Genomic DNA, 21,236 nt, shown 5'->3' with positions numbered 1-21,236 from the left:
GGACGGTCCAGTTGTAGGGCACCTGGGCGTTCTTGCCGGTGCGCCCGGGCAGCGGATCGCCCTCGCTGAACGAGCCGAGGAGCGGGGCGGCGATCGGGAACAGGGCGAAGGGGATCCCGCAGGTCACGTAGCCCTCGTTGAGCAGGGCGTAATAGCCGGCCTCGGCGTCGCCCGGGACCTGCGGGCCCTTGGGGATCGGATAGCCCATGACGCAGGCCGCGGGCGGCGGGTCCTCGTCACCGGTGGTCGAGTCGCCGTGAGATGAACCGGTGGTCGGTGGCTCGACGCCCGTATCGGTGGGGCTCGTGCCGGGGCCGCCGGTCCCCGACCCCGTGGTCACGTCATTGCCGGTACCCGTGCCGGTGCCGGTGTCGCCGCCGTCGCTCGCCTGCCCCGGCGCTCCGGCGTCGCCGCAGGCGGCCAGGGCCAGGCACGTCACTCCGATCATCACTCTCTGTGTCATCGCAGCCATCGCGTCACTCCTTCTCCTGGACCGTCGCGCCTCCGCTCGGAGCGTCGACGGACAAATCGCCGCACACCGGCCGAACACCCGCCCGCGGCGAGCTCGGCCTGGACCCCGTGATCGACGCCAGGATGCCCCGCCGCGGTCGCGGCCGGCAAGGCGCGGCCCGCCGAACCACGAGCCGAGCGGCGCCGGACGTCGGCACGCGATGGCATGAGGTTCGGAGGGAGAGACGACATGTGGTGGACTACCCCCATTGCGGGGTCGATCGAGAGCTCAAGTTTGCGCCGCCCGCAGCGCGCGAGCGATGTGCTGGCGCATCAGCCCGTGCAGCTCCTTGACGGGGATGTCGGGGTTGACGAGCCAGCGGTAGAGCAGGCCGTCGACGACGCTGGCGAACAGCTCGGCCGCGAGCCCGGGGTCGACCTCGGCCGCGATCTCGCCGTGGGCCTGGCCCTCCTCGACCCACCGCGTCAACGCCCGCACGTGCGCCTTGTTCAGCTTGGCCACGTTGGCCCGGTACTCGGCGCTGGGGTCGATGCTGGCGTAGCGCAGCAAGTACATCGCCCGCAGCCCCTTCGGCTCGTCGACGATGAATTTGTAGAGCGCGTCGGTGACCCGCTGCAGCGCCGCCACCCCGGTGGCCCGACCCACCACCCCCTGCACCCGCCGCAGCCACTCCGCCGCGATGCTGTCGTGCACGTGGGCCAACAGCCCCGCCTTCGACCCGAAGCGATGCGTGACCAGGCCGCGCGAATAACCCGAGCGCTCGCCGATGCCCGCGAGCGTGGTGCCGGCGATCCCTCGCTCCACCAGCAGGCTCACGGCCGCCTCGGTCATCAACTGCTCGGACATCGCCGTTCGCTCCTCCTGCGTCCGCCTTCTTGCCTCGGAGATCATTGAGATTTGTTTCTTGTCAAAGCCTCGCGTTGTCAAAGCCTTCGGGGCGAAGGCGACTCTTACTTGCTGGCAGCAAGCAAGTTATGAAAAGTCCTCGCCCGCGTCAAGCCCTCTGTACGGCGTTCTGCGAGCGATCGGCCGCGGCCGGTGGGCGCGGGCGGGCGACACGGACGGCGATCGCAGGCCTCGCGGAACCGCGCGGCGGACACGATTCAGACCGCTCGTCGGCCGGCCGAGCAAGCCCGACCGCGAGGCCCGTCTCCAGGTCGACGACCGCGACCGCGGGCGCGTCGCCGCGGCCGTCCGCCACCGACGCGGGCTCGCGCGTGGGGATGGCCCGCGTCGGTGAATACACAGTCGTCGGCCCTCGCGATGCTCCTCCCAATAATGAGCGTCGGGCGTCACTCCCGCAGACCCGGCGAGGGCCGACGACTGCGAGGCAGCCGTGATCGAGGCCGACGCGCGCGCAAGCCGGGCCGAGCGACGAATGCATGCACGACGATCATGTTGGGAATTACCCTGGGCCTTCGCGGCCGGCGTCCGCGGCGAAACAGCGCCCCGCGAGCGCCCCGCTGTCGCGCTCGGTGTAGCGATTTCGCCCGGGCGAGCCGACGCCTTGCACTCCGCGCAAGACCCGCGTTCGAGCCGCAGGCGAGCGGCCGAACGCGGGTCCGTGACTGCTGTTTCGGGCGACGCGAGCGAGGGTGCCCACAATCGCCGCGGCGGGGGTTCAGCCGGACCGGGGCGTCCGCCCCTGGCCGCGGCCGACCTCGCGCTCCTGCGCCTGGCTCCGCTGCTGCTCGCCCTGGCGCCCGCTCGCCTGACTGGTCTGGCCCTGCTCCGACTCGGTCTGGCGCATGCCGCCCTCCATCGAGCGGCCACCCTCGCCCTGGCCCATCTGGGTGCCCCCGCCGGTCTGGCGCGCGCCGCCTTCCTGCATGCGCTCGCCCTGATTGCCCATGCCCTGGGTCGCGCCGGTCGAGCGGGTGCCCTGCTGCATGCGCTGGCCGCCCTCGCCCTGGCTGCCCATGCCCTGGGTCGTGCCGGTCGAGCGGGCCCCGCCCTCGCGCATGCGCTGGGACTCGCCCTGACTCGCCTCGCCCTGGCCCGCCATTCGGCCCTGCTGCAGCACCTCCACCAGGTGGCGCGTGGCCTCCCGCACGTGGTTCGAGTCCTGCTCGTGGATCTGGCGCAGCAGCTCCAGGCACTCCGGCGAATTCGCCTGCCTCGCGTCCTGCATGTATTGCTCGTAGGCGCGCAGCGCCTCCGACTTGTGCTGAATGATCGTCACCCAGTCGTATGCGAGATCGCTGAGCGGCTCTTTCTTGCTTCCCTGTTCGTCCATGGGGTCCTCCTTCGGGTGCCCAGTCCATGAGCGACGCCGGCGGCGGGGCCACAAAATAGTGCGGCCGTCCGGCGAATGCGGCGACCTCACCGGATGGCGTGTGCATGGCCCCGGTGGACCCGCGCGACGCGGCGAGGGTCGCGCGGCGGTCGCGGCCGCTGCCGGTCGCGAATACCCCGACGCCGATGGCCGCGCTGGACGCATTGATTCGCGCTGCTACGGTCTTTCCATGCAAACTCGCCTGATGACTCACCTGTGTGCGAGCGCCACGGCGATGGCGTTCGCGTTCGTCTCACTGGCCGCGCCCGCGGCCGCCGCCGCGGTGACGGCCGCGAGCGCCGAGCAACCGACCCCGCCCGCGCCCTCGCCGATCCCCAACCCCGATCCGGGGCCCACCCCGCCGCAGCCGCAGCCGCCGCCCAAGCAGCCGCCGCCGCCCAGCCCGGGCCCCAAGCCGCCCGACGCACCGCCTGCACCGACCCCGCCCGCGCCCTCTCCGACCCCGCCCGCGCCCTCTCCGCCGACGCCCCCGACCCCCTCGCCCCAGCCTCCGCCCACGCCCACGCCGCCGTGACGGCCATGAGGATGCTCGCGCGACCTCCCACCACGAATGAGCCGGCAAGACCCTGAGCGGCGAACACCATGGCTTCGCTCTTCGAACATCTCCGCGACGACCACCAGCAGATCAAGCGCGCGCTGCTGCGGCTGCGCAGCGCCCCGCGGGGCGAGGCCGCGGTGGCGCTGCTGCACGAGCTGCTGCGCCGCTACACCGCCCACGCGCGGGCCGAGGAGCACGTCTTCTACAGCTACATGATCCACGTGAAGGGCGTGCAGCAGCGGGCGCTCCTGGGCCTCGAGGAGCACCAGCGGCTCGACGCGCGGCTGCGCGAGGCCGAGAGCGTGGCGCCGGACGACCCGCGCTGGCGTTCGACGATCGTGGGGCTGTGCGACGCGATCCAGCAGCACCTGCAGGACGAGGAGAGCAGCCTGTTCACGCTGGCGCGCGGGGCCCTGAACGAGCGCGAGTCGACCGCGCTCGGGGCCTGCTTCGTCGCCGAGCAGGCCCGCATCTTCCGCGACATCAGCGGGCTCAGCGAATCGGCGGCCGCCCTCGCGGGCTCGCCGCGCTCGCGTCCCTGAGCCTGCATTCGAGTTCGGCGAGCCTCGATCCTGCGAATCGTCCTCCTCGCCGCGGCAGCCGCCCGGCGCGGCCGCGAGCTGCGCAACGCCTGGGGATCTCCCCGGAATCGCGGCACTCGCCCGGGCCGCGGCACAACGGCGCCGAGGCGCGGCGATTCGCCTCCCCGGCGGGCGCTCTGCCTCGGGCCGGTGGCTGCGAGGGGCCTGCTCACCCGTCATGATCGATCATAGTTGCGCCGACCTCGCCCCCTCAAGTTCCCTCCGACCGGGCCTTGCGCCCTCTGGTGAAACCATGTCTCACGAATTCGCGACAGCCTCGATCATCCTCCTCACCACCGTCGCGGCCGCCTGCGGCGGGTCGAAGACCGACGCCACCGCCACCGCCGAGCTGGCGCCGCTGGGGTCCAGCTCCGTCGACGGCACCGTGACGTTCACGCCGACCAGCAGCGGCCAGGTCCACGTCGAGGCGCGGATCAACGGCCTGCAGACCGGCGACCACGGGTTCCACATCCACGAGTTCGGCGACTGTTCGGCGCCCGACGGCAAGTCGGCCGGGGAGCACTTCAACCCCGACAAGACCGACCACGGCGCGCCCAGGGCCGCCCGGCACCACGCCGGCGACCTCGGCAACCTGGCGGGCGCCGGCAGCGGCAAGCAGACCACCCTCGACATGAACATCGAGGGGTTCACCCTCGACAGCGGGCCGCGGGGGATCCTCGGCCGCTCGGTGGTGGTGCACGCCGCCCCAGACGACTACACCTCGCAACCGGCCGGCAACTCGGGCGCCCGCATCGCCTGTGGCGTCATTCGTCTGCGCGGCGGCGACACCGAGCCGGTCACCGCGAACAAATGACGCGGCTCTCGGCGCACGAGGAAGGCCGTGCAGGGGTTTTTCCGCGTTGGCGAGGTCCACACCGGCCGATAGTCTTCCGGTTCCCGGCCCGCCGGCGCGGCCGCGGAGAACGATTGCACGGACCTCCCCCCACGCAGCGAACCTCGCCCGCAGGCCCGGTCTCGCGGCTCGGGCGGCCGCGCGTGCTGCTCGCGGAGGACCACACGCTGGTCCGCGAGGGCCTGCTCAAGCTGCTGGCGGACGAGCTCGAGATCGTGGGGGCGGTGGCCGACGGTCGGGCGCTGATCGGGGCGATCGAGCAATGTCGGCCGGACGTGGTCCTGCTCGACGTGTCGATGCCATTGCTCAATGGTTTCGAGGCGGCGCGGCAGCTGCGACGAATCGCGCCGCGCAGCAGCGTGGTGTTCGTGACGATGCACGCCGAGCCGGATTACGTGCACGAGGCGTTTCGCGCCGGCGCGCGCGGCTACGTGAGCAAGTACGCGGCCTCGGCCGAGCTGCTGTTCGCCATCCGGCAGGTGCTGGCGGGCGGCTCGTACGTGTCGCCGGCGCTCGGCGTGTCGCTCGCCGACCTCGTGGAAGCCCCGCGAGAGGCCCTCACCGACAGCCTGTCGCCGCGCCAGCGCGAGGTCCTGCAGCTCGTCGCGGAGGGCAGACCGGCCCGCGAGATCGCCGAGGTGCTCGGCATCTCGCGCAAGACGGTCGAGTTCCACAAGGCCAACATGATGCGAGTCCTCGGATTGCGCAGCATCGCCGAGCTCACCCGCTATGCTCTCGAGCACGGCCTCGTCGGAAGGGGCTGAGGCCGGGCGGCCCCGCCGACCAACCGCGCTTGAACGACGTCGGCGATGGTGTAACCTCGATACGAGGTGATGCATGCGCCCCAGCGTGATGCTCGTGGATGATCACACTCTGGTACTGGAGGCCCTCGCTGCGCTGCTGCGGCCCGAATTCGGCGTCCTCGGGCTGTTCACCGACGCCGCCGCGGCGCTGGCGGCGGCGCTCCGGCTGCACCCCGACCTCCTGTTGCTCGAGGTCGAGCTGCCGGGGCGGCAGGGCGTCGACCTCGTGCGACAGCTGCGGCGCAGCAACTCGGCGGTGCGCTGCGTGTTCGTCACCCAGCGGGCCGATCCGGTGCGGGCGCGCGAGTGCCTGGCCGCCGGGGCGTGGGGCTACGTGCTGAAAGACGCCTCGCCCGCCGAGCTGATCGCCGGCCTGCGCACCGTCGCGGCCGGGGGCGTCCACGTCTCGCCGCAGATCGAGGCGCTGCTGGCGAGGCGCGAGGCGAGCGCCCCGGGCCGGCGTCATTCGCTGGACCTCACCGAGCGCCAGCAGGAGGTCCTGGCGCGCGTGGCGGCCGGCATGGCGGGCAAGGAGATCGCCACCGACCTCGGCATCGCCCTCAAGACCGTCGAGTTTCACAAGTGCCGGATCTCCCGTCAGCTCGGGCTGAACTCGACCGCCGCCATGACCCGCTACGCGATCGAGCGCGGGCTCGTGCACGAGAGGAAGCGCGACTGATTCACGGCCCGGCGATCGGCACGCACAGCGCGACGCGCGTGCCGCGGCCGACGCCACTGTCGATGCGCACGCGCCCGCCGTGGCCGACGATCCGCTCCTGCACGCTGAGCAGGCCGAAGCTGCGGTTCGTCATGCGCTCGGCGCTCACCCGCTCGAGGTCGAAGCCGCGGCCGTCGTCGATCACGCGGATCACCAGCTGCTCGTCCTCCTCGTCGCCGACCTCGATGCGGACCGCCGAGGCACCCGCGTGCTTGACGACGTTGAGCAGCAGCTCGCGGACGCAGCGGAACAGCAGGTACTCCGGCTCGCCGACCAGCCGCGGCAGCGGCTCCTTTGCGGCGACGGTGATGGCGAGGCCGAACTGTCCGGTGGTCTCGCGGGCCAGCCAGCGCAGCGCGGCGACCAGGCCCAGGTCCTGCAGGATCGGCGGCCGCAGCTGAAGGGTGACCGAGCGGACGGCCTGGTGGGCCTGGTCGAGGATCTCGGCGATCTTCTTCAGGTTCTCGCGGCCCTCCGGGGCGAAGGCGGCGGGGGCGAGGGCGCCGAGCTGCAACCTGGCGGCGACGAGGTGCTGGCCGAGCACGTCGTGCAGCAGCGTCGCCAGCTCGCGCCGCTCGTTCTCCTCGACGCGGAACAGCGCGGCCGACAGCGCGCGCAGCAGCTCGGTCTGGCGCGCGGCCGCCTCGATGCGGCGCCGCTCGGCGCTGATGTCCATCAGCACGCCGACGACGCGGCGGGCCTGGCCGCCCGGCTCGCGCTCGGCCGTCTGGGCCAGCTCGCGCAGCCACACCGTCTTGCCGTCGCCGCGGTCGAGGCGGAACTCGGCGACATAGGTGGCGCTCTCGCCGGCGACGAAGCGGGCCCGCGCAGCCTCGCGGGCGGGCCGGTCGCCGGCGGCGATGCGAGCGTCGAACCACTCCCACAGCGCCGCGCCCTCGACCGGCGCGTCGACGTCGTGACCGACGAGCTCCGACCAGCGCGGGCTCGGACGCAGCTCCGCGGCCGGCCAGGTGTACTCGTAGAGCCCGGCGCCGCTGGCAGCGAGGGCCAGGGTCAGGCGCTTGTGCTCGAGCTGCAGCGCCGACTCGGCGTTGCTGCCCAGCATCGTCGCGGTCGCGTCGCGGTGAGCGTCGAGCGGCTCGTCGGGGACGACGGGCATCTCGCCGCCGCGGAGGTGCTGCGCCTCCATCTCGTCGATCAGCCGGGCGAGGCGGTCGACCTCGGCGTGCTGCTCGGCGTTGTTCGCCCCGGCCATCGGCGGTCTCGCCGTCAATCCTCACCCGTCAGTTCGCGCTCGCCGACGTCCCGAAGCGCGAGCACCACGATTGTGTAGGCCGCCGGCACCATCATCCTCCTTTATCACCGCGAGCGACGAACAGGCAAGTCCCTGGCGTCGTCTGCCGATGCGCATCGGAGATTTTGGTGAGCTGATTTACGAATTCGTCAGCGGCAGAATCGCGGCGCGCGTCGGCGCGCCGATCTACGAGCCCGCGCCAGCAGGCGCTGCCGTGGTGGCGTCGCCGGCCCCGTCGGTGCCGCCGCGAGCGGCGGGCCCTCCGCCGCGGTCTCGACAATCGCGACTCACGGGACAGCGGTGCTGCGATTGTCGACGGCGGCCGAGATCAACCTCTCCATGGCGATCCACGTCCGGTCCCACGAGCGCTCGCCGAGGAATGCGTCGGCCCGCTGCAACCACCGTCGCCGCTCGCTGCGCCGCAATTCGCACTCGACCGCGACGACGAATTCCTCGGGCGAGTCGGCGATCGCCGCCAGGCCCTGGACGCCGTACGGATCGATGAGCCCGGGCAGCGGCGTCGCCACGATCGATCTGCCGGCCGCGAGGTACTCGAGCGGTCGCTCGGGCTCGCGGACGCGGGTGTACGGCAGCAGCGCGACGTCCCAGCCGGCCAGGTACGCGGGCAGCCGGGCGTGCGGCCTGGCGCCGAGGTAGTGGATGTTGCTGCGCCGGGGCAGGCGGCCCGGCCGGACCCGGACGCCGCCGAGGAGCACGAGCTGGAAGTCGGCCCGCAGGTCGGCGATGCCGGCCAGCAGCTCGAGGTCGAGGTCCGCGTCGATCGGGCCGAGCACCCCGAGCCGCTGCCGCGGGATCGCGGCCTGGTCGAGCGGCTCGGGCAGGCGGCCGCGGGCCCGGCGGAAGTGCTCGATGTCCGCCCCGCCGAGGAACGCGTGCGTCGACGCCGGCGGGTCGGCCTCGGCGACGGCGACCTCGTGGCCGCTGACGAACACCAGATCGGCCGGGCAGGTCGATCCCCCGCCGCCGGACGGCGCCCAGCGCGGGTCGGTGCGATCGTAGACGGTGACGAGCGGGCGCAATTGTCGGCAGTCGCGGGCCACCTGCGGCGAATCGTGCCACAGCACGAATGACCGGACCGCGTGCGCGTCGATCAGCCGCTCGAGCAGCCCCGGCAGCGCCGCGGCGCGGTGGTCGCCGCGCGGCAGATACGGGGTGGCCACCACCAGCCGCGGCTCGGGCCGGTGGAAGTCGAGCCGCGGCGGACCGGCCGTGGCACGCGCGGCCTCGACGTAAAACACCCGCCGCCGGCGCGCGCAGCGGGCCAGCAATTGGCGGCACCACGGCGCGCCCCAGGGGCGGCCGGACACGCACAGCAGGTCGTAGTCGTCGGCGACGGCGGCCGGGGCGGCGCCGTCGCGGCCAGGGGCGCTGCCCTCGTCGCGCATCGTCACCGCGGTCTATGGACGAGCTCCCTGATCGTGCAACCCTCGGAAATACCACTGCGACGCGCGCCGGGAGGGCGTTCCGGCCGGCTGAGGCCCGCACGGGCGGCCGCCCTCTGCGCACGCGCCGGGCCGGCCTCGCCGCCGCCTTCGAGCCGCGCCGGTGCTGCGGCGGTCTCTGCAGAGTGACGGTCGTGCGAGTCGTCGCCGGCATCGAATCGCCGGCGCGACCCGTGAGGTACAGCGGCCCCGCGCTTGCCGCTCGCACGAGCGCGCCCACGCTCCCGGCACCGCGGGAGGAATCACCATGAACAAGCCCCAGATTTACGAGATCCTGAAGCTCGAACACGACGAGGTCGGCGAGCTGTTTCACCAGCTCGAGGAGGCCAAGGGCAGCGAGGCGGGCGAGCTGCTGAATCAGATCCGCCTGAAGCTGGTGCCGCACTCGCGGGCGGAGGAGGCCGTCTTCTACTCGCGCCTGCTCGAGGAGAAGACCACCGGCGACAAGATCCGCGAGAGCCTGGAGGAGCACCGTCAGGTCGACCTCCTGCTCGAAGAGCTCGACGCAGCCACCACCCGCGACGCCGACTGGGCGGCCAAGGCGCGCGTGCTCGCCGACATGGTCGGCCACCACGTCGACGAGGAGGAGGGCGAGCTGTTCCCGCTGGCGCAGCAGGTCCTGGGCGCGAAGGAGGCGCAGCAGCTGGCCCGGCAATACGAGGCCGAGCGCGACCAGATCGTGCAGAGCATGCTCGGCGAGGAGCGCGGCGCGGCCGAGTGAGCCGGCGACCGCGACCGCGGGGCCGCGCGGTTCCGCTTGCCGCCTTGCCCCCCCGATCCATACTGCAACCGACCACGGCGCCGAGAGCATAACAATCATCGCTACTTGGATTCAGGCTCGACGGCCTGACCTCGACGTCGCCCGTCGACGACGGACGAATCGACGGGCTCGATTCGTCACAGCAAGAAAGCGAGACACGTCATGGCAACCAACAAGGACGACCCCAAGCACCAGAGCCACGGACGCGGCGGCGAGCACAAGAGCGGCCGCGGGTTCGCCGGCATGGACGAGGAGAAACAGCGCGAGATCGCCAGCAAGGGCGGCCACGCAGCCCACGAGAAGGGCACGGCCCACGAGTTCACCTCGGAGGAGGCGCGCGCGGCCGGCCGCAAGGGCGGCGAGGCCGTCAGCCAGGACCGCGAGCACATGGCCGAGATCGGGGCCAAGGGCGGCCACGCGTCGCACGGCGGCCGCTCGCGCGGCGAGGAGGGCTCTCGCAGCAGCGAGGGCTCCCGCAGCGAGCGGCGCGGCGAGGAGGAAGAGGAGCGCCGCTCCCGCTCGCAGAGCGGCGGCCAGGGCCGCGGCGAGCGAGGCGAGCGCAACCGTTGAGCGCCGCGCACGAGGCTCGCAGCGACGGACGTCCGGCCCGGCTCGCCGGGCCGAGCGTCCGTCGCTCGCACATGGGAATGTGAGCACCCCGCAAAGCGCGGACCGCCCTTGACCTTCGCGCCGGATCGCCAAGCATTGTCGGCATGGCGACCGACGACGAATTCCCCGAAGGCACCCGCTCGCTGTGGCAGGACACCTGCGACCTGCCGACCTTCGTCCCGCTCACCCGCGACATCGAGGCCGACGTGTGCATCGTCGGCGCCGGGCTCGTCGGACTGACCGCGGCGCTGCTGCTCACGCGCGCCGGTCGTCGCGTCGTCGTGCTCGACAGTCACCAGCCCGGGGGCGGCAACACCGGCCGGACCACCGCGCACCTGTCGAACGAGCTCGACGACCGCTACTGCGAGCTCGCGCGCGTGCGCGGGCTCGAGGCGGCGCGGCAGGCCTGGGAGAGCCACACCGCCGCGATCGACTGCATCGAGGCGATCGCGCGCGACGAGGGCATCGACTGCGACTTCTTCCGCCGCGACGGCTACCTGTTCCTCGCGCCCGAGCACACCGAGGAGCTGCTGCGCCGCGAGCTGCAGACCGTGCACGAGTTCGGCTGGCGCGGGGTCGAGCTGCTGGCGAGCGCGCCGCAGTTCGACGGCCCCTGCCTGCGCTTCCCCGACCAGGCCCAGTTCCACCCGCTGAAGTACCTCGCCGGGCTGTGCGCCGCGATCGTGCGCGGCGGCGGCGTCATCCACGGCGACACGCGCGTCGAGGACGTCGAGGGCGGCGCCGTCGTCGTCACCAGGACCTCGCAGGGCGTGCACGTGCGCAGCGGCGCGGCGATCGTCGCCACCTGCTCGCCGATCTGCGACCTGTTCGCCATTCACAGCAAGCAGGCCTCGTACACCACCTACGTCGTCGGCCTGCGGGTCCCGCCCGGCAGCGTGCCGCCGGCGCTGTACTGGGACACCGGCGACCCCTATCATTATATCCGCCTGCAGGCGACGCTGGCCGGCGATGTCCTGATCGTCGGCGGCGAGGATCACAAGACCGGCCAGGCCGACGACGGCGAGCGGCGCTTCGCGGTGCTCGAGTCGTGGGCCCGGGCGCGCGTGCCGGCGGCCCAGGAGCGGCTGTACCGCTGGTCGGGGCAGGTGTTCGAGACGCTCGACGGCCTGGCGTACATCGGCGCCGACCCGGGCGGTGCCACCAATGTCTTCGTCGCCACCGGCGACTCGGGCATGGGCATGACCCACGGCACCGCGGCGGCGATGATGCTGAGCGCGCAGATCGTCGGCGACAACAGCCCGTGGGGCGGGCTGTACGACCCCAAGCGCCGGCCGCTGCGCAGCGCCAACGAGTACGTGCGCGAGAACGCCAACGTCGCCGCCCAGTACGCCGATTGGCTGCGCCCCGGCGAGGTCGACTCGGTCGCCGACGTCGCCCCCGGCTGCGGCGCGATCCTCCGCTCCGGCCTGTCGCGCGTGGCCGTCTACCGCGACGAGGACGGCGAGGTGCACGCCTGCTCGGCCGCCTGCACCCACCTGCTCGGCTCGGTGTCGTGGAACCACCTCGAAAAGACGTGGGACTGCCCGTGCCACGGCTCGCGCTTCGATCGCCTCGGCGACGTCATCGCCGGCCCGGCCCGCTCCAGCCTGCGCGTGCTCGACCCACGCACCCTGCGGTGATTTCGCCCGATCGGGTGCGCCCGAGCTCGCTGTCGATCGTCGATCCATGATCGATGGGCCGCGGGCAGCCGCCTCGCGGCCCCCCGGCTCGCTAGCCCAGGCCACGTCGACAACGCGGCCCGCGCTTTCCGGATCGGCGGCAGGCTCCGCCGGCGGGAGCGCGCCGAGCAACGGCAGTTCGGCGCCACCGGCCAGGCGACCGCGCGAGCGCGGCGCGGCAGGTCCTTCGCGTTCGTGGGCCCGCGCGAGCGCGACGTCGTCGAGCGCCCGCGAATCGAACATGTGCAGTGGCTGCATGTGGAAGGCCGCTTGCTCGAGGAGCTGACCCTCGATCTGGCCGCTCGAGCGGCGAGTGGGGCCGTCGCGGTCAATTCTTCTTGATCCGCCTTGCGGAATTCGATCGCCAATCCATAAGCGATTGGCATGAAGCACGCCCTTCTCGCCGGTGTTCTCGCAACAACCCCGGCTCCGGGTACCGGCGCTCCGGCTGACGAGCATACCCTCGAGACCGATGGCGAGGTGAACGGACACCGCGTACGCGTGCACTTGGCGGTCTCGGCGAATCCCGCGGTCGCGGAGATAGAGATGCGGATTGACGACCTCGTCGTGTTGGCATCCTCCGACGGCACCGAGGCCGGAAGCCGTAGTGTGATCCCCGACGAAGTTCTGGAATCCTCGGAGCTGATAGCGACCATGTTCGCCGCCCTTGCGGATGAGTCGCTCGTGCAGGCCTTGGAGGAAGAGCAGAGGGGCGCCTGCGGGTTCACAAAGTGGGGCCTGTCCGCGAAAGTGTAAGCCAGAATGCCCCATTCCTTGAGAGCTCTGCTGGTCCCGGCCGGGACCGGCGACGAGCGAACAAGGCTGTCCCAGCCCCAGCGGTGGTGGGTCATTCCGACCCTCGCTTTTTGGCATCGACGCACAGTCTGGCGGGTCGTCGGCCCCTGGTTCGGGCTGTTCGCTGCGACGTTCAGCACGGCTCTGGGGCTGGTCGCGCTGCCTTTTCTCGCCAAGATGGCGTTGCTGTTCGCCGGCAACACGCTCGCACTCGGGCTGTTCGAGCGCTACATTCGCCGGAAACTCAAGCGACGACGGCCCTGCGCGCTGCCGCCTCCGTCGGAACCGGCGCGAAGCATCACGAGCAGTGGGTGACGACAGTCAATGATCGATCGGCCGCGACCGCCCGCCTCGCGGCGCTCGCGTCTGGCCGAGCACCCGGGCCAACGTCGACAGCGCGCGGTCGAGGCGACGCAGCCCTCGCTGGGCCGGATCGGCGGCCACCTCCGCCGGTGGGAGCGCCGCGGGCAGCGGCAGCTGCGACGCGCCGACGAGCCGGTCGGCGAGCGCGCGGGCGCGGCTCGCCAGGTGCATCGCCTCCGCGTGGGCCCGCGCGCGCGCGGCCTCGTCGAGCGCCCGCGGGTCGAGCATCAGCAGCGGCCGCGCGTGGAAGAACACCGCCGCGAACGCGAAGAACAGCTGCGCTGTCTCGCGGGTCGCTCGCAGCGGCACCCCGCCGGCGGCGCCCTGGACCTCGCTCCTCACGTCGCGGAGCTTGCGGTCGCGGGCCCGCGCGGCCTCGCGGCGGGCCGGGCGATCGGGTCCGGGCACGGCGAACGCGGCCTCGAGGTCGCCGGCGAGCAGGTGCAGCCCCTCGACCATGTGGCCGCGGATCGTCGCGCGCGTCGACACCGGGAACACCAGCATCGCCACCGCCCCGCCGACGCCGACGCCGACCAGCGTCTCGACCACGCGCAGGTACAGCAGCTCGGTCGAGAACATGCCGAGCAGGCTGTACAGCACCGCGATCGCCGTCGTGAACGCGGCCACCATGAACGCGTAGGCGAACTGCAGCGTGTAATAGGCGACGAACATGCACCCGAACAGCACCACCAGCTCGAGGTAGACGTGGCCCTGCACCGCGTGCGCCACCAGCAGGCCGACGATCACGCCGGCCAGCGTGCCGACCAGGCGCTGCCACGCGCGCACCAGCACCGCCCCGCGCGTGTTGGCCCGGCTGAACACCATGAACGACGCCATCACCGCCCAGTAGGCGCGCGAGCTGGCGACCGCGTGACCGGCCGCCAGCGCCAGGCCGACGGCCAGGGTCGCCTGCGCGGCCAGGCGCAGCGACCAGCGCCACGTCGGCCGCGGCGTCGTCGCGCGGGGTTCGGCCGGCGCCGTGAGCCGCCCCGACGCCGGCGCCAGGTGGACGTCCGGGCGCAGCGCCACCAGCAGCGAGCGCAGCAGCGCGGCGATCTGCGCCAGCAGCTCCACGTCGCGGCCGTCGCTGCGGGCGAGCCGGTCGATCGCCGCGATCGCCGGTCTCACGGCCGCGTCCCCGCCCGCGCGCACGGCCTGGCGCACGGCCAGCAGCGCCGCCGCGATCGCCTCGCGCGTCGTCCGGTCGCGCGCCGTCGTCGGCACCACCGCGGCCGCCACCTCCTCGACCGCCAGCTCGAGCGCGAACACCTGCTCGCGCAGCGCACACCCCCCGGGGCCGCTCGGGTCGACGCGATCGATCTGCTCGTCGATCGCCAGCACCGACTCGTTGATCGCCCCGAGCGTGCGCCGCAGCGCCCGCATGCGCCGCGGCGCCTCGCGCCCCTCGACCACGATCGCCGCCACCTGGTGCAGCGCAACCGCGATGGTCCGCCGCAGCGCCGCCTGGCGCAGCGACAGCCGCGTCTCCGGCCGCTCGCGCACGACCCAGAAGCGGGCCGCGTAGGCCAGCGTCGAGGCGATGCCGACGCTCGTGAGCATCAGCGGCACCCGCGTCAGGTCGGCGCGGAAGAACAGCGCGAAGAAGTAGGCGAGGAAGGCGATCTGCCCGAGCGCCAGCCCGCGCGGGCCGTAGCGGCGCACCAGCACCGCGACGAACGCGAGCGCCAGGAACAGCACCTCGCGCAGCCCCGGCTGATGAGACACCAGCGCGCCGGCGACCAGCGCCGCGCCGGCGACGAACGGCACGAGGGCGGTGGTGATCCGCTGGGCCCGCGGCGTCGGGTCGTTGACGACGGCGACGCCCATCATCGCCACGTTGATCCCGACCAGGGCGATGCTCGTCGGCTGGCCGAGCGCCGCGGCGAGGCGGTGCAGCAGCGCCGCGGCGACGATCGCCGTCAGGGTCACGCGCGCGGCCTGGCGCAGGCGCACGAGCTCCGCGTCGGCGATGATCACCGCGTCGGCCAGCTGCGCCGCGTCGAACCCGCCCCGCCCGGGCACCTCGCCTCACTCCTCCTCGGAGCGTCGCCCGCTCGCGTGCGTCATGCCCGGCGCTTTTAATAATGGGCCGGAGCCGGCGCGCCACCCGCTCGACCGCGCCGGCCTCCCAGCGCCGGCGTCCCGGCCGAAGCGGCGGGTGGCGCGTCGGCGGCGCAGACCGCGACCATGCGCTTCACGACATGCTCTCCGGAGCATGTCCAGTACAACATGCCCTCGCGGACATGCTCCTCGGAGCATGTCCGAGAGTACCTGCTACGCCTCGACCGGCCGGTAGAGCACGTCGGTGCGCAGCACGAACTTCTCGCCGCGGGTGACCTCGCAGGCGCGGTGCATCACGCGGTGCTGGAACAGCAGCGCCCGCCCGCGCTGCGGCGTCACGCAGGCGTCGAGCTCGACGAAGTCGGTCGCCCCGCCGTCGAAGCCGTCGTTGAGGTAGAACACCAGCGTCAGCATGCTGCGCACCCCGTCGGCCAGCTCCACCACCGTGTCCCAGTGGGCCCCGTGGCGCTCGCCCGGGCCGTAGCGGTACAGCCGCAATCGCGGGTTGGCGCCGACCAGCGCCAGCCCCGACAGCCGCGCCGGCACCCGCTCGCGCACGCGGTCCAGCAGCGCGTCCGCCTCCGCGGCGTCGTCCCACATCACCCGGGTGTTGTTGCGCGTCTCCGGCTCGACCACCGGCCCCCCGCCGGCCCCGACGATCGGCGCCACCTCGGCCCGACCGGTCCGCATCTTCTCGACGTAGCTCGCGCAGTCGGCCGCGGACAGCGCGTCGTCGACGGTCCAGTACAGCGGGCAGGTCAGGTCGAGGAAGCCGGCGTACATCGGCGAATCATAGCAGTCCCCCGCCGGTCCCGGCCGCAGGCGCGAGCTCGCGCAAGCGCCCGCAGCGGCCCGCGCACGGCCACAGGAGGCCCCGATGGACGTCTCTGCGCGAGCGCGGCAAGATGCGCCGGTGAGCGGCACGCCCACCGAAATCGGCGACACCCAGGTGCCCGGAGCCCGCGGCACCGGCGACTGGGGCGACCTCGAGCTGCGGGGGATCCGCGGCCAGGTGATCGCGGGCCGCTACGAGCTGCTGGCGCTGCTCGGGCGCGGCGGGATGGGCATGGTGTTCAGCGCCCGCGACCGGGAGCTCGACGAGGTGGTGGCGCTGAAGATGCTGCACCCGTCGCTCAGCTGCGGGACGCAGGACCGGATCCGCCGCGAGGTCAAGCTGGCGCGCCGGATCACCCACCGCAACGTCGCCCGCACCTTCGAGCTCGGCGAGCACCAGGGCAGCCGGTTCCTGACGATGGAGTTCGTCGACGGCGAGCCGCTGGCGAACGTGCTCGAGCGCCAGCCCCGGCTGCCGGTCGAGCGCGCCGCGCCGATCTTCATCGCCGTGTGCGACGCGCTCGAGGCGGCCCACGAGGCCGGCGTCGTCCACCGCGACATCAAGCCCGACAACGTGCTCGTCGAGCCGCGCGGGCGCGTGGTCGTGACCGACTTCGGCGTCGCCGCCTTCAAGGACGAGTCGCAGGACGGCGGCGGCACCCCGGCCTACATGGCCCCGGAGCAGGTCACCGGCGGCGAGGTCACGCTGCAGACCGACCTCTACGCGCTCGGCGTGATGATGTTCGAGGTCCTGACCGGCGCCCTGCCATGGCCGGCCGACAGCGCGATCGCCAGCATGATGCGCCGCCTCGACGAGCCGCCGCCCGACGTGCTCGCCGCGGCGCCCGGCCTGCCGCCCGCGATCGCGGCGATCGTCGCCGGCTGCCTGGCCCGCGAGGCCCCCGCGCGCCCGGCCTCGGCCCGCGCGGTCGCCGAGGCCCTGCGCGCCGCGCTGCTCGAGGCCGACATCGACCCCGCGCTGCCGTCGTCGTCGACGCTGCTGGCGATCCAGGCCCCGTCGCGGCGCGACACGCCGGTCGCCGGCACGCCGGCGCGCACGCTCGCGGTCCTGCCCTTCGTCGCCGGGCCCGAGATCGACGGCTACGTCGCCGACGCGCTGGTCGAGGACCTGATCGACTCGCTCAGCGCGCTCAAGGGCCTGCGGGTCCGCGCGCGCACCCGCGTCGACGGCGAGCGCGACCCGCAGGAGGTCGGCCGCGCGCTCGCCGTCGGCTTCGTCGTCGACGGCTCGCTGCGCCGCCTCGGCCCCCGCCTGCGCCTCGGCCTGCGCCTCGTCGACGTCGCCAGCGGCTTCCAGACCTGGTCCGAGCGCTTCGAGGTCGCGCCCGAGCAGGTGCTCACCCTCGCCGGCCCGGCCACCCGCGCGATCGCGGGCGCGCTGACCCTCGACGAGCACGGCCAGGACCGCGAGGCCCCCACCGACCCCGCCGCCCTCGACCTCTACCTGCGCGCGCGCCATCACTACCACCTGTTCACCCCGCCCGACACCCTCCGCGCCGTCGAGCTGTTCCACGAGGCCGCCGCGCTCGACCCCGAGAGCCCGATGATCGCCTCGGGCCTCAGCATGGCCGCGGTCCGCCTGTCGTTCGTGCAGATGGACACCTCGTCCGCGCTGCTCACCACCGCCCGCGCCGCGGCCGAGCGCGCCCTGGCCCGCGCCCCGCAGCTCGGCGAGCCCTACCTCGCCCTCGCCAACCTGTCCCTCGTGACAGGCGACCAGGTGACCGCCGCCCGCCACGCCCGCAACGCGATCGCCCGCGCGCCGAGCTCGGCCGACGCGCACGAGCTGCTCGGTCGCCTGCTCCTCGAGGCAGGTCACGTCGAGGACGGCGAGCGCCGGCTCAGGGCCGCGCTCGAGCTCGACCCGCGGCTCAGCGTGGCCCGCTGGGAGCTGGTCCGCCTGGCCGCGTTCGACGGCGACTGGGACCGCCACGACCGCCTCGTGGCCGACCGGCCCGACCGCGAGCGGCGGGCCCCCTGGGCGGTGCTCGTCCGCTTCGCCACCTGGCGCGGCGACCCGGCCCTGCTCGCCCGCCTCGAGGCCGAGCTGCGCGACGATCCGGACGTGCAATTCCGCGAGCTGTACCTCGCCCTGCTCGGCGTCTACGACGGCCGCATGCCCCTGGCCCCGGTCCTCGCCGCCGTCGACCTCGAGCTCGGCCGCGCCGGCCACGGCACGCGCCAGCAGCAGTTCCTGCTGCAGCTCATGGTCGAGCTCGCGGGCGCGGTGAAGGACGACGCCACCGCGCTGAACCTGCTCGACCGGGCCGCGGCCGCCGGCGTGTTCGACCTGCTGTGGCTCGACCGCTGCCCGCTCTTGCTGCACCTGCACCAAGAGCCAGGTTTCGCCAGAGTGCGCGCGCAGATCCAGAGCCGCGCCGACGCCATCGTCGACGCGATCTGGAGCGGCTAGCCGCCCCCGGTCCTCAGGCGATTCGAATCATCACAGCTCGCCGTCGCTCAGATCGAGCGAGAGGGTGTGGCGAATCGAGGTCGCGGAGGTCGGCAGCCGGATGCTGTCGACGATCGCGCGGACGCAGCGATCGAGCGGCTCACTCGGATCGACCTCGACGTGCTGGATCTCCGCCAGCGCGACCCCTCGCCCGACATCGAGCGCCAGCGTGAGCCGGCCTGGCGCATCGGGGCAGCGGCGCAGCTCGGCGAGGTGCGCCGCGACAGCCGCGTGCACGTCGGCGCGCGTCGCCGGTGTCGCCGCCCGCCTCGGCGAGGCCGCCGTGTTCACCGGGATCATCGCCGCTCGTGCAGGAGGCGTGGGCGCAACGTCAGAACTCTGCTCCGTGTCGTCCTCGGTCGCGACCGTCGGGTCGAGCGCGGGCGCCGGCCACAGCGCCGCCGTCGCCGCTGCGAGCGCCGCGACGACGAGCGCGCCTGCAGCCATGATTCGGAGCGCACGCGACGGCGGAGCGTTCCGCTCGACGTGTCCGGCGGCCGGCCGAACCTCCGCGGCGGGGCTCCGCAGCTCGCGGAGCGCCTCGGCCTCGACGCGCAGCATTTCGAGCAGCCCGGCCATCGTCGCCGTGCGGCGCTCGGGCTCCGGCGCGAGGATGTCCTGAAGGTCAGCTGCGATGAATGTGTCGGCGAGCTCGGGCGCGCTGGCGATCACGCGCTCGCGGAGGCGTTCGCCGGCCGCCTCGCGCTCGCCCTCGGCGAAGAGCTCGCGCAGGGCCCCGTTGCCGCGCTGCTCGCCGGTGAGGAGGACGAACAGGACGACGCCGAGCGCGTACACGTCGGCCGCCTCGGACGGGTGCGCGCCGCGTCCCAGCTCGGGCGCGCAGAACGACGGATGACCGTGGATCGCGCCGACATCCGGCCGGAGCAGGGGAATCGAGGCATACCGCTGATCGGTCGCGGCGAAGAACGCCGCCGCGAGGCGGCACTCGCTGAGGTCGATGATACGCGGGCGCGGAGGCAGGCCGCGCTCGAGCAGGATGTTGCCGCCGTGGATGTCGCCGTGGACGATCCCGCGGGCGTGCGCCTCTGCCAGCGCCTCGGCGACCTCACCCACGAGCTCGACCGCGACGAGTGGGTCGATCGGGGCGCGCTTGAACGTCTCGCCCAGCGGCTCGCCGTCGATGTACTCCTCGACCATGTACCATGAGCCATCTTCGGCGTAGTCGCACTCGAGCACCCGCGGGAACGCGCGGTGCCTGAGCTTGTCGAGGGCCATGGCCTCGCGGCACAGCGCCGCCGCGACCTCGCCGTCGGGCAGCGCGCGCGGGACGATCTTCACCGCGACGTCGCGCCCGAGGGTGTGGTGATACGCCCGCCAGGTCTGGCCCCGTCGGCCCTTTCCGAGCAGCGTGCGCAGCTCGAGGCGCCGCTCGAACAGGCGCGGCGGGACCGTCGTGGTGCACGGCTCGCCGGCGCTCGCGCGCGAGCACTTCTCGACGAGGTCGGGCGCCGGCGCCTGACTGGACGGCGGCGGCCACACCTGCGGCGCCGGACGGAGCGGCAGCACGTCGGCGAGCGGCCACACCTGCGCGCCGGCCTCGCGCCAGCGGCCGCGAAACTCCCTCGCGCTGGCGATCCGCGCCGCCGGCTCGTCGAGCATGGCCTGCAGCACCACGCGTCGCAGCGGCTCCGGCACCTTCTCGAGGCCCGCCGGCGCGTCCTTCGCCGCGTTGCGCGTGAGCAGGCGATACAGCGTGCGCCCGAGGCCGAACACGTCGGTGCGGGCGTCGATCTGCACGCCGGCCTCCGGCGGGACGAACCCCGGCGTGCCGACGGCGACGCCGATCGCCGTGGGGTGGCGCACCGGCGTGACCTCGAGCTCCGCGTTCGCCTCGACCCTGGCGATCCCGAAGTCGATGAGCTTGACGACACCGCTCGCGGTCCGCATCACGTTCGACGGCTTGATGTCGCGATGGATCACGCCCCGTTCGTGCGCACAGTCGAGCGCGTCCGCGAGCTGGAGGCCCACCTGCCACACCTCCGCCAGCGGCAGCGGCTCGGCGTCGATGCATTCGGCCAGCGAGAGCCCGTCGACGAACGCGGTCACGAGGTAGCAGAGCCCGTCCCCGGTGCGACCGCAATCGATGAAGTCGGCGATGTTGGCGTGGCGGATGTTGGCGAGGATCTGGCCCTCGCGGCGGAATCGTTCCTCACGCCCGCCGTCGAGCTCGGGCCGGAGGATCTTGACGGCGACCGCCGCTCGCCCATGAAGATCACGGCCGCGGTACAGGCTCGAGGTCCTGGTGTAGACGACCCGCTCGTCCAGCCGAAAACGACCCGCCAGCGTCCTGCCGGTGAAGTTCTCGGGCGGCGCCTCCGCCGGTGCATTGTGGCTGGTCCAGGGATCCACCATCGCCTCGCCAGCGTGCCCGTCGAGCACGGGTCCGGTCAATGGCGGGTGACGCAAAAAAGGCTACCGAGGCAAAGGGTCCGGCCGGTGCGTGCATCATCAACGAACTCTCTCCTGGTTCGGGTTCAGCCACGCGTGAGGCTCGACGCAACGTGGGGTCGGAGGTCTACTGGTTTGCGTTTCAGCCACGCTTGCGACCCCTGGCGTCGTCGCACGAAAGTCCTACCGGCTTGCGTTCATCTGAGGCGACGCCCCGGCCGACGCCGGCAAGGCCGTCCCACGAGATTGCGTGCAGCCTCGCGTGAGGCTCGAC

At 73.1% G+C, this 21,236-nt stretch carries 20 protein-coding genes (1 of these 20 only partly in view); 12 read left to right on the top strand and 8 right to left on the bottom strand.

The genetic code is table 11. The features are described 5' to 3' along the window. The 3 genes from K7C98_RS05140 to K7C98_RS05130 all read right to left on the bottom strand — a co-directional run. Positions 1-472 carry the start of a c-type cytochrome gene (locus K7C98_RS05140; protein WP_224190386.1) on the bottom strand. Its footprint begins 1,130 nt before the window's first position, so 472 of the gene's 1,602 nt are visible here — the first part of the coding sequence; the start codon lies at positions 470-472; its stop codon lies beyond the left edge, outside the window. A 267-nt stretch (positions 473-739) separates the two neighbouring features. Next, positions 740-1,318, bottom strand: coding sequence for a TetR/AcrR family transcriptional regulator (locus K7C98_RS05135; RefSeq protein ID WP_224190385.1), 579 nt, complete (start codon positions 1,316-1,318; stop codon positions 740-742). A 775-nt stretch (positions 1,319-2,093) separates the two neighbouring features. Further along, a complete protein-coding gene (locus tag K7C98_RS05130) occupies positions 2,094-2,708 on the bottom strand; it encodes a hypothetical protein (protein ID WP_224190384.1) in 615 nt (204 codons plus the stop codon). Between the two features lie 229 nt (positions 2,709-2,937). Here K7C98_RS05130 and K7C98_RS05125 point away from each other — a divergent pair, with 229 nt between their 5' ends. The 5 genes from K7C98_RS05125 (at position 2,938) to K7C98_RS05105 (ending at position 6,222) form a co-directional block, all read left to right on the top strand. Next, entirely contained in the window at positions 2,938-3,282 is a 345-nt protein-coding gene (locus tag K7C98_RS05125) for a hypothetical protein (protein WP_224190383.1), read from the top strand. A 68-nt stretch (positions 3,283-3,350) separates the two neighbouring features. Continuing rightward, positions 3,351-3,848 carry a hemerythrin domain-containing protein gene (locus K7C98_RS05120; protein WP_224190382.1) on the top strand — a complete coding sequence of 166 codons (498 nt, stop codon included), beginning with the start codon at positions 3,351-3,353 and terminating at the stop codon, positions 3,846-3,848. A 292-nt stretch (positions 3,849-4,140) separates the two neighbouring features. Further along, positions 4,141-4,701 (top strand): superoxide dismutase family protein, encoded by a 561-nt coding sequence (locus K7C98_RS05115; protein WP_224190381.1) that lies wholly within the window; start codon positions 4,141-4,143, stop codon positions 4,699-4,701. Between the two features lie 182 nt (positions 4,702-4,883). Beyond that, the gene (locus tag K7C98_RS05110) at positions 4,884-5,504 is read left to right on the top strand and encodes a response regulator (RefSeq protein WP_224190380.1); all 621 of its coding nucleotides are present in this window, start codon (positions 4,884-4,886) and stop codon (positions 5,502-5,504) included. A gap of 73 nt (positions 5,505-5,577) precedes the next feature. Next, the gene (locus tag K7C98_RS05105; RefSeq protein WP_224190379.1) at positions 5,578-6,222 is read left to right on the top strand and encodes a response regulator; all 645 of its coding nucleotides are present in this window, start codon (positions 5,578-5,580) and stop codon (positions 6,220-6,222) included. Between the two features lies 1 nt (position 6,223). Here the strand turns inward: K7C98_RS05105 and K7C98_RS05100 are convergent, their stop codons facing one another. Together K7C98_RS05100 and K7C98_RS05095 are read right to left on the bottom strand one after the other, a co-directional pair. Beyond that, a complete protein-coding gene (locus tag K7C98_RS05100; protein ID WP_224190378.1) occupies positions 6,224-7,477 on the bottom strand; it encodes a PAS domain-containing sensor histidine kinase in 1,254 nt (417 codons plus the stop codon). Positions 7,478-7,803: 326 nt separating this feature from the next. Next, positions 7,804-8,922 (bottom strand): glycosyltransferase, encoded by a 1,119-nt coding sequence (locus K7C98_RS05095; RefSeq protein ID WP_224190601.1) that lies wholly within the window; start codon positions 8,920-8,922, stop codon positions 7,804-7,806. Between the two features lie 304 nt (positions 8,923-9,226). On the opposite strand from K7C98_RS05095, the gene K7C98_RS05090 reads away from it, so the two are divergent. The 6 genes from K7C98_RS05090 (at position 9,227) to K7C98_RS05065 (ending at position 13,137) form a co-directional block, all read left to right on the top strand. Beyond that, complete coding sequence (locus K7C98_RS05090) at positions 9,227-9,700, top strand: hemerythrin domain-containing protein (protein WP_224190377.1); 474 nt, start codon at positions 9,227-9,229, stop codon at positions 9,698-9,700. A gap of 201 nt (positions 9,701-9,901) precedes the next feature. Then, the gene (locus K7C98_RS05085) at positions 9,902-10,309 is read left to right on the top strand and encodes a KGG domain-containing protein (protein WP_224190376.1); all 408 of its coding nucleotides are present in this window, start codon (positions 9,902-9,904) and stop codon (positions 10,307-10,309) included. A gap of 143 nt (positions 10,310-10,452) precedes the next feature. Further along, a complete protein-coding gene (locus tag K7C98_RS05080; RefSeq protein ID WP_224190375.1) occupies positions 10,453-11,988 on the top strand; it encodes an FAD-dependent oxidoreductase in 1,536 nt (511 codons plus the stop codon). A 234-nt stretch (positions 11,989-12,222) separates the two neighbouring features. Continuing rightward, positions 12,223-12,369, top strand: a complete 147-nt coding sequence (locus K7C98_RS05075; RefSeq protein WP_224190373.1) for a hypothetical protein — start codon at positions 12,223-12,225, stop codon at positions 12,367-12,369. A 42-nt stretch (positions 12,370-12,411) separates the two neighbouring features. Further along, entirely contained in the window at positions 12,412-12,783 is a 372-nt protein-coding gene (locus K7C98_RS05070; RefSeq protein WP_224190372.1) for a hypothetical protein, read from the top strand. A gap of 18 nt (positions 12,784-12,801) precedes the next feature. Then, entirely contained in the window at positions 12,802-13,137 is a 336-nt protein-coding gene (locus tag K7C98_RS05065; RefSeq protein WP_224190371.1) for a hypothetical protein, read from the top strand. Between the two features lie 6 nt (positions 13,138-13,143). Here the strand turns inward: K7C98_RS05065 and K7C98_RS05060 are convergent, their stop codons facing one another. Beyond that, positions 13,144-15,207: an FUSC family protein gene (locus K7C98_RS05060; RefSeq protein WP_224190369.1), complete on the bottom strand. Its 2,064-nt coding sequence runs from the start codon at positions 15,205-15,207 to the stop codon at positions 13,144-13,146. Positions 15,208-15,459: 252 nt separating this feature from the next. After that, complete coding sequence (locus K7C98_RS05055) at positions 15,460-16,029, bottom strand: prolyl hydroxylase family protein (RefSeq protein ID WP_224190367.1); 570 nt, start codon at positions 16,027-16,029, stop codon at positions 15,460-15,462. Between the two features lie 130 nt (positions 16,030-16,159). Here K7C98_RS05055 and K7C98_RS05050 point away from each other — a divergent pair, with 130 nt between their 5' ends. After that, a complete protein-coding gene (locus K7C98_RS05050; protein ID WP_224190366.1) occupies positions 16,160-18,514 on the top strand; it encodes a protein kinase domain-containing protein in 2,355 nt (784 codons plus the stop codon). Between the two features lie 30 nt (positions 18,515-18,544). Here K7C98_RS05050 and K7C98_RS05045 read toward each other — a convergent pair whose 3' ends face one another. After that, positions 18,545-20,926 (bottom strand): serine/threonine-protein kinase, encoded by a 2,382-nt coding sequence (locus K7C98_RS05045; protein ID WP_224190365.1) that lies wholly within the window; start codon positions 20,924-20,926, stop codon positions 18,545-18,547. Positions 20,927-21,236 lie beyond the last annotated feature (310 nt).

The sequence above is a fragment of the Nannocystis pusilla genome, from assembly GCF_020073745.1.
GTDB lineage: Bacteria > Myxococcota_A > Polyangia > Nannocystales > Nannocystaceae > Nannocystis > Nannocystis radixulma.
This window is presented reverse-complemented; position numbering and strand designations above follow the sequence as displayed.

What these genes read in the sequence shown, in the direction of transcription:
- K7C98_RS05135 (WP_224190385.1), bottom strand. Translation starts at nt 1,318, where the DNA reads ATGTCCGAGCAGTTGATGACCGAGGCGGCCGTGAGCCTGCTGGTGGAG.
- K7C98_RS05130 (WP_224190384.1), bottom strand. Translation starts at nt 2,708, where the DNA reads ATGGACGAACAGGGAAGCAAGAAAGAGCCGCTCAGCGATCTCGCATAC.
- K7C98_RS05125 (WP_224190383.1), top strand. Translation starts at nt 2,938, where the DNA reads ATGCAAACTCGCCTGATGACTCACCTGTGTGCGAGCGCCACGGCGATG.
- K7C98_RS05120 (WP_224190382.1), top strand. Translation starts at nt 3,351, where the DNA reads ATGGCTTCGCTCTTCGAACATCTCCGCGACGACCACCAGCAGATCAAG.
- K7C98_RS05115 (WP_224190381.1), top strand. Translation starts at nt 4,141, where the DNA reads ATGTCTCACGAATTCGCGACAGCCTCGATCATCCTCCTCACCACCGTC.
- K7C98_RS05105 (WP_224190379.1), top strand. Translation starts at nt 5,578, where the DNA reads ATGCGCCCCAGCGTGATGCTCGTGGATGATCACACTCTGGTACTGGAG.
- K7C98_RS05100 (WP_224190378.1), bottom strand. Translation starts at nt 7,477, where the DNA reads ATGGCCGGGGCGAACAACGCCGAGCAGCACGCCGAGGTCGACCGCCTC.
- K7C98_RS05095 (WP_224190601.1), bottom strand. Translation starts at nt 8,922, where the DNA reads ATGCGCGACGAGGGCAGCGCCCCTGGCCGCGACGGCGCCGCCCCGGCC.
- K7C98_RS05090 (WP_224190377.1), top strand. Translation starts at nt 9,227, where the DNA reads ATGAACAAGCCCCAGATTTACGAGATCCTGAAGCTCGAACACGACGAG.
- K7C98_RS05085 (WP_224190376.1), top strand. Translation starts at nt 9,902, where the DNA reads ATGGCAACCAACAAGGACGACCCCAAGCACCAGAGCCACGGACGCGGC.
- K7C98_RS05080 (WP_224190375.1), top strand. Translation starts at nt 10,453, where the DNA reads ATGGCGACCGACGACGAATTCCCCGAAGGCACCCGCTCGCTGTGGCAG.
- K7C98_RS05070 (WP_224190372.1), top strand. Translation starts at nt 12,412, where the DNA reads ATGAAGCACGCCCTTCTCGCCGGTGTTCTCGCAACAACCCCGGCTCCG.
- K7C98_RS05055 (WP_224190367.1), bottom strand. Translation starts at nt 16,029, where the DNA reads ATGTACGCCGGCTTCCTCGACCTGACCTGCCCGCTGTACTGGACCGTC.
- K7C98_RS05045 (WP_224190365.1), bottom strand. Translation starts at nt 20,926, where the DNA reads ATGGTGGATCCCTGGACCAGCCACAATGCACCGGCGGAGGCGCCGCCC.